We start from the raw sequence: 11,625 nt of genomic DNA, 5'->3' as shown, positions 1-11,625 counted from the left end.
AGAAGCAGATGAGCGAGTGCGATAATGATGTTGAGTGCACCTGCACCTACGAGCCATGCCCGCGCAAGGGGCGCTGCTGCGAGTGCGTAGCCTACCATCGTGACAAAGGAGAGCTGCCGGCTTGTTACTTCACCCTGGAAGAGGAGAAAACCTACAACCGGTCGATAGCCTTCTTTATCCGTTGTCGGAATAAATAGTGCTCCTTTTGCCCTGCAGGCAAAAGATCGCAAGAGAAAAGATATTCAGAGTGATTCCGGTCGACCTTCGTTTTTCTCAATAGAGGTTGACGGAGATATCTTTTTCTATTCGGATCAGGGCGTAGTGCTTTGGGGCGCTGCCTGGATTTAGAACAATCGTTGATTCTATGTTTTCGATTCCTCTTGCCTCGTGGATGTGCCCGCATAACACGAGGTCAGGTTTACGCTTCTCTATAAAAACCCGTAAGGATTTCGATCCCACACGCTTGCCTAAAAACACCCTGTCGCAGGCCCCGTATGGGGGATTGTGCGAGCAGATCACGAGCCGCTCATCCTCTTCTGGCTCAGGACAGGATGTCAGTTTATCGGCCAACTCATCCTCCGTGAACTCGTTCGGGGTGTTGAACGGTGTGGGAATTGAGCCACCTAAACCGAAGAGAAGTAGTCCATTAAACCTTTCTGCACGTCCATCAAGGCTGAGGCCTTCGGCTTGAAACCACGCTGCGGATTGGGGCCGTTCCCAGTTCCCGGAGATCACATAAAGTGCGGGATAGGCTCCTCGCAGGGTCTGAATCCGCTCCTTGGTTTTTTCAAGACCGGCACCCGTTGTTACATCTCCAAGCATCAACAGAAGATCCACACCTTCAATCTCTACTAAAGGCTCTACAGAATGGCCATGTAGATCGCTTACGACAAGTACCAGCATACTTATCCCTCCTTGGACTTTTGATTCAGGCGTTGAAAAAAGGTGTGGGTATATACGACAACGGTTATGAACACCAGGACGGTTACCAGCGGGACAAGGAATCCACGAAGCAGCCAGCGGGCATCAAGTAAGCCGGCGCAAAGCATAGCAAAGAACGCAACGCCGGTGATCTTGCCCGGCCAGTTGGATTGAGGCACGAAGGTTCTTGAGGTCAAGAGCACCAGGCCACCTCCCAAGATAATTGCATCCCTTATCAGTACTATGAGAGCGAGAAAGAGCGGTATCCTTCCCTGGAATGCCATGATCATGGCAAGTGTGTTCAGGGTGAGTTTGTCGGCGAGGGGATCGAGTACCTTTCCCCACTCGCTTTCCTGATGTAAGCGACGGGCGATCCACCCGTCCACTGCATCGGTAGCAGAGGAGACCACGAACAGGATGAAGGCCAACAGGTTGCGTTGGGTAACCAGCGCCCAGACCGTTGGTGCAAGCATAGCGAGTCGAATAAGGGAAAGGATATTGGGGACCGTCCAGAAACGCCATGGGTTTTTAACCACCTGTGGCATTGCATCCGGGAGGGTGTCAGGGGATGTGTTGCGGGGGGTGTTATTTCCTTGTGAGCGGAGCGTAAGCTCCGAATAATTATGAGAATGCCCCGAAGGGGTACGGGGGGTGTTACGGGTACGTGTCATTCGGTGCCCTCAATGAGTTCTTTTGCGTGCGCGCGCACTGTATCGGTGATCTCCTCTCCACCCAGCATCCGGGCAAGTTCCTCCACACGTCCTTTCCTGTCCAGCGCTTTGATGCGGGTGAGGGTTCTTCCTTTCCTGACCTCCTTGGTCACCCGGAAGTGACGATCGGCGTAGCGCGCGATCTGTGGAAGGTGGGTCACGAGAAGGATCTGTTTTCTCTTGCCGAGCTCCTTGAGGCGTTTGCCCACCGTCTCCGCTGTTCTTCCACCTATCCCCACGTCAATCTCATCGAAGACCAGCACCGGTACTTGGTCTGAGTCTACAAGGACCGTCTTTAAAGCGAGCATGATGCGCGAGAGCTCGCCGCCCGAGGCTATCCGCGCCAATGGCTTCGGCGTCTCCCCCGGGTTGGCGGAGAACAGGAACTGCGTCTCCTCAAGGCCGTTCTCAGCGAGCCGGTAGCGAACCCCATTCTCTTCATACAAACCGTCGGGGTCATTGGACCGCGGAAACTCAACAGCCAGCCGGGCCTTGGGCATGGCGAACCCTTCAAGCTGGTTTTCCACAGCACGCTGGAACTCCTCCCTGGTCTTTTCTCTTGCCTCGGAGAGTTCGCGTGCAAGCCCCACAACCTCAGCGCGGAGCCTGGCTTCTTCCTTTTCAAGTTCGGCAATCTCCTCGGCGTCCAGCTCGATAGAGGAAAGCTTGGTCTCCAGATCAGCCCTCAGTCTGACGAGTCCCTGCTCGTCGACGTTATGCTTGCGCCAGAGCTTCTCGAAGGCGAACAACCGTTCGTTTATCTCCTCCAGCCGCTGGGGTGAGTACTCGATTGAGGAGCGGTAGCGCACCAGTGTTCGCCACACCTCGTCTGTTGCCACCTCGGCCTCTGTCAGGGTTTTGAGCGTCTCCTGAAGTGATGGATCCAGTGCTGCCAGATCCTTAAGCATCTGGGTTGCAAGCGCCAGCCCTTCAAGTATGGAAGCCTCCTTCTCGGAGACGAGTTCAATCAACCGACTTGCCATCTTTTCCCTGCGTTCGGCCGAGGCCAAAAGCTCCTGCTCTCTCTTGAGTTCTGCAACCTCACCAGGCTTGGGATCGAGCTTTGCGATCTCTGAAAGCTGGAAGGCAAGAAAGTCACGCTGCTCGCGGCGCTGGGCAAGATCGCGTTTCAGTCTCTTGATCCCATCAAGCAGCTTATGATAATCGTTGAACTTTGCGGCGTACCGTTCCTTGAGTTCTTCAAGCTCTCCGTAGGCATCGAAGAATCTTCCGTGGGTGGCCGGTTTCAGGAGAAGCTGGTGCTGATGCTGGCCGTGGATGTCAACGAGATCGTCGCCCAGTTTCGAGAGTGCTGATTGGGTGGTCTGACGCTGGTTGACGAAGTTGGCAGCACGCTTGCCTTTGAGGGCGCTGCGAAGGATAAGAAGCACGCCTTCCTGATCGGCGCCTACCCAGTCGGGAAGCTTGAGATCATCGACGCTGAACGACGCCTCCACCTCAAGCGGGTCTTTATCCGATCGAAAAAGTTCATCCGTTATACGCTCACCGAGCACGACCGACAGCGCGCCTAGAAGTATTGATTTTCCTGTGCCGGTTTCCCCTGTGAGTACGTTGAGTCCCTTTGATAGATTGAGCTCCACCGCATCGATTAAAGCGAAGTTTCGGATACGCAGCCGCTCAAGCATCGCGCATGCCTCCCCAGCGCATCTTTCGGCGAAGGATCTGGAAGAATGAAACATCCTGGGGCATTACGATCCGGGCGTGACGTTCGGCCCTACAGAAGGCAACATTCTCGCCTGTCTCTAACTGGCGTCTTTCCTGTCCGTCGATTGTGAGGATCACCGGAGGGTTCTTGGAGCCTACCTCTACTGTAACCGTGTAGTTGGGCGGGACCAGCATCGGCCTTGCCGATAGGGCGTGTGGACAGATAGGGGTGAGGATCATCGCCTCAAGCCGTGGATCGAGTATAGGCCCGCCCGCGGCAAGTGAGTAGGCGGTCGAACCGGTAGGCGTAGAAACAATCAAGCCGTCGCCCGTAAAGCGGGTCAGGAACTCACCGTTCACGTAGGTCGAGAGCTCGATCACGCGCGCGTCCGAGCTCATGTTGAAGGTGGCGTCGTTGAGGGCGAAGAACTCCTCTTTTCTCCACCTCACGCGAATAAGCATCCGTTCCTCAATCCGAACCCGCTTTTGCCCCAGGTCCTCGAGGGCTGTTTCCAGTTCTGAGGAGGGGAACGCGGTAAGGAAACCGAGGCCGCCCAGGTTTATGCCCATTATGGGCACCTGGAGTTCTTCCGCCTCGCGGACCGCCCGAAGCATCGTTCCGTCGCCTCCAAGCGCGAGAAGAAAATCTACGGATTCATCAAGTGGGGCGGAGATCAGAAGTTTGTGCCCCTTCTCTTTAGCCCACCCCTCGATACGTTTGATGATCTCAGTAGCGTTGGGCTTTTTCTTGTTGTAAACCACCGCTATCTTCATGATCTCCTCACAAATAGAAAACGCAGATTCCCGTAACTGTCAACCACCTTCTTAAACTGCAGGGGTGAGGTTTCGGCGTAGCGCTCAAGGGGCTCCTCAAGCAGTGGGTCTATCTCAATGGCTGCAAGCCCTTTAGGAGCAAGGAACCTTTCCGCTTTATCAAGGATCCTTTCTACTACCCTGAAGCCGTCAGACCCTCCGTCAAGCGCTATGAGAGGATCGAAGTTGCGCACCTCTCCAGGCAGCCAGGCAAGGAGATCGGTGGGTATATAGGGAGGATTGGAGATCAAAAGATCCAGTCTTCCTTCAAGCTTTAAGGCACCCTCAAACTCAAAGAGATTGCCCATGACGAATTGAATATGCTCCTTCAGTCTTTCTGCGTTTCGCTCAGCTAACCTCAGGGCAATAGGGGAGATGTCGGTTGCGATCAGGCTGGCTTCTGGGAAGCTTCGCGCCAGGGCTATTGCGATTGCGCCGGTGCCTGTGCCAAGCTCGAGGATCACCTTGGGAGCTTTGCCTAATTCATCCACTGTTCGTTCTACCAGCTCAGCCGTCTCCGGTCTTGGTATGAAAACCCCTGGTCTGACTTCCAACTCGAAATCGAGGAAGGAGGCGGTTCCAACCAGAATCTCGAGAGGCGTACCCTCCTCCCGCCTCTTCACCAGATCAATCAATTGCTCCTTCTGTTCATGGGTAAGGTATGCTCGATCAACCACCAGCTCGGGCAGCGATCTTGCGGCGACGTGTTCTAATAACAAGAGCCTCTCCTGCCAGGGAATTTTTGCTGAAGCCTGTCTGGCTTCCTCAATCGCCGTTCTGGACATAACGCCGTGCCTCCTCTTCAAGAAGGAGGGAGTGAAACTCTGCCAGGTCGCCTGCAAGTATCTCACCAAGCTTGTAGAGACTCGCCTTGATGCGGTGATCGGTCACCCGGTTCTGAGGGAAGTTATAGGTTCTTATCTTCTCGCTCCTCTCGCCTGTTCCGATCTGCCCCCTGCGTTCGGCTCCCTCTCGTGCCTCCTCCTTTGAGCGCATGAGATCCTGCAACCTTGCCCGAAGGATGCGCATGGCCCTCGCGCGGTTTTGATGTTGTGATCGCTCGTCCTGGCAGCTTGCCACCAGACCTGTTGGTTTGTGCCTGATGCGTACCGCCGAGTCGGTGACGTTCACGTGCTGTCCGCCACGGCCCGATGCGCGGAAGGTTTCTATCACAAGATCTTTGGGATCGATAGCCAGATCCTGCTCCTCGGCTTCAGGGAGCACTGCCACGGTTACGGTTGATGTATGGATGCGGCCCGAGGCCTCGGTCTCAGGCACGCGCTGAACACGGTGCACGCCGGATTCAAATCGCATGTAACGGAAGGCTTCTTCCCCTTTAACAAGAAAGACGATTTCCTTGAAGCCGCCTATCCCTGTGGTGTTTGAAGAAAGCACCTCTTGGCTCCATCTCCGGCGTTCGAGATAACGTGTGTACATGCGGTAAAGGTCACCGGCAAAGAGACCTGCCTCATCTCCACCGGCGGCAGCTCGTATCTCCATGATGCAGTTGCGCTGCCAGCGCTCGTCGGGCGGGATCAGCAAGGCACGCAGCTCGCTTGTCAGCCGATCCCTTTTTCTCTCAAGATTAGCAATCTCCGCCCGAATGGTATCCAGAAAGCCTTCATCTTCTTCTCCTGCAGAAAGCATCTCCTCTGCGGCCGCTAGCTCCTTGAGGGTGCTTTGCAGATGCTCTCCGACGGAGAGTATCTGCCCGCATCTCTTATACCGGTAGGAGAGGTTTTTCAGTTCTTTTGGATTGGAGATCACTGCCTGATCGGCCAGCTTGGCCTCAAGTTCTTTCTTCTCCTCAACAACAGGGGCAAGACGCTCAAGAAGCCTTAATGCATTTGACCTGCCTTTTGCCTCGGAGTTTGCGTTACTCATAAGCGGTCTTTAACTAGGAGGGAACCTGTGAATGAGATACACCACTATGATTAAATCTTAGCATTCGTCATCGGCTTTCTTTTTCTCGTTCGCTATTTCTTGAACTTATCGCGCAGCTTGAGGTAGCGGATGTATTCATCCAGGTCCGGGATGCTGCGCACGATGATCTCATCGTCGCCTACCTTGATAAGCTCCACATCTTCCAGGCGCTTCAGGTATTCTGCTACCTTTTTGATGTCAACGCCGGTGATATGGGCGATAGTCTCAGTGGAGATCTCATCAAGGCTTACCCCTTCATCCATCGGCGTACCCTGTTGCTTGGCGCGAGCCAGGATGAAGTGGATGATACGCTCCTCGTCGCTTTTGATGGTAAGATACTTGAGTTGCTCATCAAGGATGCGAATCCGCTTTGTAAGTGTTTCGATGACGTAAGCGACCAACGGATTCTCGTTGATCTTGGAGATGAACGACTCCTTGTCGATAATTATGAGGTCCGTTTCCTCTATTGCGGTGGCGCTGGCGGATCGCGGGCTGCCGTCAATCACCGCCATCTCGCCGAAGAAATCACCTTCCTTAAGCACCGCAAACACCTTTTCCTGATCCTCCTCACCTACGGAGATTTTGATCTTGCCCTTGCGGATGAAGTACATCACCTCGCCTGTATCCCCTTCATGGAAAAGCACTTCACCCGGCATCAACTGTCGTTCGTAACGTGGTTTTTTCTCCCACATGGACTTCCTCCTACAATAGCTCTAGCCCGTAAGCTTATCCGAAAATAACCCCTCTGTCAACCCGTACCCGTACCCCTTCGGGGCATTCTCATAATTATTCGGAGCTTACGCTCCGTTCACAAGGAAATAACACCCGTAACACACCCGTACCCGTAACACACCATCTTAGTCATCGCGACCGAAGGGATGGTGGCGATCTTTAATGCTCCCTTTCGCCTGAGAATGTAGGGGCCGACCTCAGCGTGCCCCTTGGGGTACTGAGTGCCCCATAGGGTATCAGGTCGGCCCGCTTACTATCTAATTCCCCTCCCCTGGTGGGACAGTGTGCCCTGTTAATCCCACCGTCTGGGGCCGTCGGGTAGGGGTTAGGGGAAGGGGGTTATTTTATCAAGATGACTTTCTGTGCCGACGCCTTACCCTCACTCGGCACTATGAAGTAGACCCCCGGATTGTGGTTCTTGCCCCAAGTTACCGTCTCGCTTTGGCCGAAGGCGCGTATCTCATCAACCTTGCGGCCTATGATGTCGAAAATAGAAGCGTCCGTTCGGATACAATAGTACAGACTGGAGCACCCGACTGGGGCACGCTGAGCCTGTGCTGCTGGAAGATGTATCAACCATGGAGAGGAAGGAGCAGTTTACGTCATCACCAACTCAGCGGAGTTAGTGACTATCCTAGCCCGAAGAAGCTCTTATCGTATTACGACGGCTTTTGTCTTGTAAATTCCTTCCTTTGTTTCGAGCACGCAGAAATAGATCCCGGACGCGACCTCGCGGCCCTCTCTGTCTCGCGTGTCCCATTCTGTTTGATGGTAACCGGCAGGCATATCTTCGTCCAGGAGGGTCTTGATCATCCGGCCGTTGATGTCGTATATCTTCAAACGCACCCTTGCAGGGCAGGGGAGTCCGTAAGATAAGGTGAGTGCAGCCGGAGCGATCTGCAGGGTAGGGGAGAGTTGTTCAATAAAGAACCGGCAAGGATGTGGTTCTGCGCGCTCCGCTACGTAGGAGCCTTCAGGGGGTCTGATGGATAGTACTCCGCCTGATATCACCCTGTATCCGAGAGGCATCCCTTGAGGTAGGACGTACCATGCGGTTGTGATCGGACCAGGGCTGTCGGGTCCCCATCCAAAATTCAGATGGTACTGGTCGTCCTCGCCTTCAATCTCACGCAGTCCGTCGCAGACGATCGCATGGCCGTATGAACCGTCCGGATAGTGTATACCAAGCTCTGCAGGCAGGGCATCTTTCATGTTCTGGCTTAAGGTGTCGTAGAACCACGCTGTGTTTTTGTCCACATTCATCGCCGATGGGTATCCAAATTTGAACATCAAGGCGAATGAAACGCGATCTACGTTGGTTCCCGACCCACTGCTTGAGTAGTGCATCTTGACAAAGATGCCGCAGGTGAAGGCAAGCGCGGCAACATCGTAATAACCCGGGGTGGAATCTGCAAGGTAAATATTCCTCAAATCTTCCAGGTATCCATTCAGGGCGTTGAACGAGGGGAAGTCGTATGTAGAGGAATCCTGGTCAATGCGTATATATGGACTTGTCATCATTGAGACATATCTGTCATAGCGGTAGAGTTGAATGTCGCTCATGTAGTTTCTTCTATCGGAATGATAGTCTACGATCTGGGACATCGCCGTGGCAACGCACCCCACCACGCATCGCTTGCCTGTTCCCGGATCTTTGGGGCAGTAGGCATTGTAAGGGTAAGTTTGACGCCAGGTGGTTTCAACCCATCCACCCGTGTGGGTGGAACCTGGAGAGGGCCACTGCCCGGTTAGCTCAAGCAATACTTCGCCCGCAAGGTAGTTCTCCCATGAAGAGTTGTTCGCACTTAAGATGTTTGCGTCCGTTATAGAGACGGCTTTTTCTCTTAAAGCGAGGTCGGTTTTTAGCATACAACGCAGGATATTATCCGCATTCCCTTCCCATGGGAAGTTGCAGCGATACGAATAGGCAATTATCGGGGCGAGCTGGGTATTTCCAGAAAGTACCACGAATCCTCTTGGTGTTAGCTCGGCGACGTAACCCAGAAGCTGGTTTGATTCAGTTTCACACAGCTCTTTGAGTTTGTCTACGGTGATGGTTTGATTCTCAAGGTATGGGAGTTGGCTCCATACGTTGGTCATGGATTGGATGTGGGTCATTGCCGCTTTTGTAGCCTCCTGGGGGGTAACCGTTGCAGCCGGAAGCCAGCCTGCCAAGATTACAAAAAGGGAAACCGTAGCGGCAAGCGTCCTCCTTGCCCAGAGATTTATCTGCAACATTGTGATCTCCTTTTACCAGATTGCCCGATTATAATTATCTATAGGTGCACGTCAAGTTTTTTATACCCTGAACCCTGCGCAGACACTTATTCTGAGTTGTAAAAAATCTAGTTCAGCAGTACCACCTTGCGGGATGCTGAGAACCCAGGTGTCCTAAGTCGCAGAAAGTAAACGCCAGGCGGCGCGTTCGAAGGATACCAACGCACAGAGTGTCTGCCTTGGTTCCATGTTCCGGACGCAAGCGTGGTTACAATCTTACCGGTTAAGTCATAGACGGAAAGGGTGATCTCGGTAGGGTGCCCTAGAGAGAAACTCACAGTAACAGAGCGTGTAGTCGGATCGGGGGAGACTGGGTCCAGATTGAACTCGCCGGGGACAGGGGTTTCCGTTATACCTACTTTGTAGTAGAAGGTGTCCACAAGCGGCGGGTAGCTGATATTTGTGGGCCAATCATTCTCCGCCCAGAAGGTGATCTCGTAGATGTTGGGCGCGGGATCAGTCTCGTCAAACGTTGCTTTTATGGTGTCATAAGGTTTCACTCTCCACAGAGGGATGGAGTCTATGTATACCGAGTCTTGAGAGCTCAGATCTACAATAAGGCAAATCAAAGACGGCTCCTGGACTTCTACGCCTCCGCGTTCAGCGAACCACGCCCGAGGCCTGAAAGGATCTTGCTGGACTCTCTCCGGCGAGATTATCTCGTAAGGGGTTATGTCAAGGCTGTCGGCGGCTGCTGTACTTACTCCTAATCCCGGCAACGCCAGCAGCATAAGTACGGCAAAGATAACTCTCGATCTCTGCATTCTCCCTCCTTGAGGGACATTTTTCTCTACTTATCCAAAACCATAACTCGGCAAGTAAAATCCTTACTAATTTTAACTGATTTTAGGGGTATGTCAACCCATAACATACCCCTGGGACGCGCATAGGGTTGACAAGGGGTTTAAACCCCTTGCCCTTGTCTATCGGATCAGAATCACCTTCTGGATGATTGAGGAACGCTTAGACTGGCCGTAGATGAAATACACCCCTGGCCCGTAATGTTCACCCCACGTGATAGTACCGGACGACGCGCCAGCGGAGGCGTGAATTTCGTCCACCTTGCGGCCTGAAGCATCGTAGATGCCAGCACGGAAGTCTTCCGGATAGTTGGAATACTTAAGAACCACCTCCTTTCCGCAGGAAGATATAAGTTTCCAGGAAGGCGATCGCTCTATGGACTGCTCACCTACCCCTGTCCATTTGCCGTCGGCAAAGTCCTGATCGAATTCTCTGTGCGCAAGCGGCGAGTAAGTATGGGAGGAGGGCTCAAACGTCCAGCCAGGGAGGTTGGGAGATACCGTATATTCACCGCCGTTGTAGACCTCTATGGTATAATAACCCCCGGTGTCGGTTAAGACCTCAACCGTGGTGTCACCGGTGAGGGCGACAGGTATGTCCTCCATGGGCTTGCCTGCCGAGTCTGTGACTCTGCCGGAGATGGTTAAGGGCTGGCGGAGTTTCATAACCAGCATGTCCCAGTTATCGCCGTTGTGATGCGAACCTGCAAGGTAGATGTAGCCTTCTTCGTCAACCTCTATGGCCTCGATCTCCTGCTTACCCTCGACAGTATCCACCCATGACCACAGCATCTTGCCTGCCGAGTCGGTCTTGACCAGGGCTATATCCTCATCCTCGCCTCTTAGCTGCCAACCTGCAAGATAGCAGTCGGATATGGGGTCTAATGCCATGTCCCGGCATTCTTCCTCTCCGCCAAGATCGTAAGCCTTGTGGGTATACCATAGCTGCTCTCCATCGGTTCGATACTTAAGAAGCATGAAGTCCCTGTCTGAACCCTCCACGTCTCCGGCTATAAATACGTGATCCGCTGAGTTAATCCGTATAGCCGCTCCTTCTGCCGCGTTGGTGCTGTATTTATTAACGAAATCTAAGGAATCCCCTTTTTTTGTCCAGCCGCCCCACAAACATAAAGATTTACACAACGCGAAAACCGATCCTCGTGAGTCAAGCGCGATACTCACAGCGTCGCCTATATCTGGTCCATGGAAGTATTCTCGCCATATCCTGGTTCCTTCGGGACTGTATTTAACCATTCGTACATTTTTTAAGTCCTTACTACTCCAGCCACTTACGTAACAAGTATCGTCCAACGATACTGCAATGCACGTTGCGTTGTATGAATAGTTCGCTTCCGCATAAGTTGAATCGTAGTGAAGAAATTCACCTGTAGGCGAGAACCATACCGTATACCAACCGGGTTGTCCGGTTGTCTCATAAGTTCCCACAACCACGACATTACCCGAAAATAACACGGCAACATCGTTCCCCCACTCATCTCGCCCATTGCGTTCCCAATAGAAGGTTCTCTGCTTTTCACTACCCTCGCTATCGAATACAAAGAAGCACAGATCGTACTCAAAGCTCTCACCAAAGTATCTTTCACCACCGGCATATACGTCCCCATTGTAAAGGTCCAAGCCATGGAACCTATCTTCATCACCATTATCAATCACCTTCTGCCAAGAAACAATAGGCTGTGCGGCGAAACAAATAGCACTCAGCCAAAAAACAAAATTCACCATTATGTCCTCTTTACTTAACTAAATACGGAAAGAAAGGCTAT

Annotated in this window: 12 protein-coding genes; 1 reads left to right on the top strand and 11 read right to left on the bottom strand. The window is 52.9% G+C overall.

What is annotated here, in order from left to right:
- The first annotated feature begins 8 nt into the window (after positions 1-8).
- Entirely contained in the window at positions 9-197 is a 189-nt protein-coding gene (locus tag CEE36_01635) for a hypothetical protein (GenBank protein TKJ43846.1), read from the top strand.
- Between the two features lie 76 nt (positions 198-273).
- Here the strand turns inward: CEE36_01635 and CEE36_01630 are convergent, their stop codons facing one another.
- From CEE36_01630 to CEE36_01580, 11 genes are all read right to left on the bottom strand, one after another.
- Complete coding sequence (locus CEE36_01630; protein TKJ43845.1) at positions 274-903, bottom strand: hypothetical protein; 630 nt, start codon at positions 901-903, stop codon at positions 274-276.
- 2 nt (positions 904-905) lie between these two features.
- Positions 906-1,592 (bottom strand): hypothetical protein, encoded by a 687-nt coding sequence (locus tag CEE36_01625; protein TKJ43844.1) that lies wholly within the window; start codon positions 1,590-1,592, stop codon positions 906-908.
- On the bottom strand, positions 1,589-3,331 hold the full coding sequence (recN, locus tag CEE36_01620; GenBank protein TKJ43843.1) for a DNA repair protein RecN: 1,743 nt from the start codon (positions 3,329-3,331) through the stop codon (positions 1,589-1,591). The genes CEE36_01625 and recN overlap by 4 nt, the downstream gene beginning before the upstream one ends.
- Positions 3,270-4,070: an NAD(+) kinase gene (locus tag CEE36_01615; protein ID TKJ43842.1), complete on the bottom strand. Its 801-nt coding sequence runs from the start codon at positions 4,068-4,070 to the stop codon at positions 3,270-3,272. The genes recN and CEE36_01615 overlap by 62 nt, the downstream gene beginning before the upstream one ends.
- A complete protein-coding gene (gene prmC, locus CEE36_01610; GenBank protein ID TKJ43841.1) occupies positions 4,067-4,894 on the bottom strand; it encodes a protein-(glutamine-N5) methyltransferase, release factor-specific in 828 nt (275 codons plus the stop codon). The genes CEE36_01615 and prmC overlap by 4 nt, the downstream gene beginning before the upstream one ends.
- Positions 4,875-5,993, bottom strand: a complete 1,119-nt coding sequence (locus CEE36_01605; GenBank protein ID TKJ43840.1) for a peptide chain release factor 1 — start codon at positions 5,991-5,993, stop codon at positions 4,875-4,877. Before CEE36_01605 ends, prmC begins: the two co-directional genes overlap by 20 nt.
- Positions 5,994-6,085: 92 nt before the next feature.
- Positions 6,086-6,724, bottom strand: coding sequence for a hypothetical protein (locus CEE36_01600; protein TKJ43839.1), 639 nt, complete (start codon positions 6,722-6,724; stop codon positions 6,086-6,088).
- 379 nt (positions 6,725-7,103) lie between these two features.
- The gene (locus CEE36_01595; protein ID TKJ43838.1) at positions 7,104-7,340 is read right to left on the bottom strand and encodes a hypothetical protein; all 237 of its coding nucleotides are present in this window, start codon (positions 7,338-7,340) and stop codon (positions 7,104-7,106) included.
- Between the two features lie 75 nt (positions 7,341-7,415).
- On the bottom strand, positions 7,416-9,002 hold the full coding sequence (locus CEE36_01590) for a hypothetical protein (protein ID TKJ43837.1): 1,587 nt from the start codon (positions 9,000-9,002) through the stop codon (positions 7,416-7,418).
- A gap of 107 nt (positions 9,003-9,109) precedes the next feature.
- Complete coding sequence (locus tag CEE36_01585) at positions 9,110-9,805, bottom strand: hypothetical protein (protein ID TKJ43836.1); 696 nt, start codon at positions 9,803-9,805, stop codon at positions 9,110-9,112.
- A 159-nt stretch (positions 9,806-9,964) separates the two neighbouring features.
- A complete protein-coding gene (locus CEE36_01580; GenBank protein TKJ43835.1) occupies positions 9,965-11,584 on the bottom strand; it encodes a hypothetical protein in 1,620 nt (539 codons plus the stop codon).
- Positions 11,585-11,625: the final 41 nt, after the last annotated feature.

The organism is candidate division TA06 bacterium B3_TA06 (assembly GCA_005223075.1).
GTDB lineage: Bacteria > Hydrothermota > Tepidihabitantia > B3-TA06 > B3-TA06 > B3-TA06.
The sequence above is the reverse complement of the archived record's forward strand: the minus strand, read 5'-3'. Positions and strand labels throughout refer to the sequence as shown.

Bases quoted from the DNA above. Each gene is read 5' to 3' on its own strand.
- CEE36_01635 (TKJ43846.1), top strand. From the start codon at position 9: ATGAGCGAGTGCGATAATGATGTTGAGTGCACCTGCACCTACGAGCCA.
- CEE36_01630 (TKJ43845.1), bottom strand. From the start codon at position 903: ATGCTGGTACTTGTCGTAAGCGATCTACATGGCCATTCTGTAGAGCCT.
- CEE36_01625 (TKJ43844.1), bottom strand. From the start codon at position 1,592: ATGACACGTACCCGTAACACCCCCCGTACCCCTTCGGGGCATTCTCAT.
- recN (TKJ43843.1), bottom strand. From the start codon at position 3,331: ATGTTTCATTCTTCCAGATCCTTCGCCGAAAGATGCGCTGGGGAGGCA.
- CEE36_01615 (TKJ43842.1), bottom strand. From the start codon at position 4,070: ATGAAGATAGCGGTGGTTTACAACAAGAAAAAGCCCAACGCTACTGAG.
- prmC (TKJ43841.1), bottom strand. From the start codon at position 4,894: ATGTCCAGAACGGCGATTGAGGAAGCCAGACAGGCTTCAGCAAAAATT.
- CEE36_01605 (TKJ43840.1), bottom strand. From the start codon at position 5,993: ATGAGTAACGCAAACTCCGAGGCAAAAGGCAGGTCAAATGCATTAAGG.
- CEE36_01600 (TKJ43839.1), bottom strand. From the start codon at position 6,724: ATGTGGGAGAAAAAACCACGTTACGAACGACAGTTGATGCCGGGTGAA.
- CEE36_01590 (TKJ43837.1), bottom strand. From the start codon at position 9,002: ATGTTGCAGATAAATCTCTGGGCAAGGAGGACGCTTGCCGCTACGGTT.
- CEE36_01585 (TKJ43836.1), bottom strand. From the start codon at position 9,805: ATGCAGAGATCGAGAGTTATCTTTGCCGTACTTATGCTGCTGGCGTTG.
- CEE36_01580 (TKJ43835.1), bottom strand. From the start codon at position 11,584: ATGGTGAATTTTGTTTTTTGGCTGAGTGCTATTTGTTTCGCCGCACAG.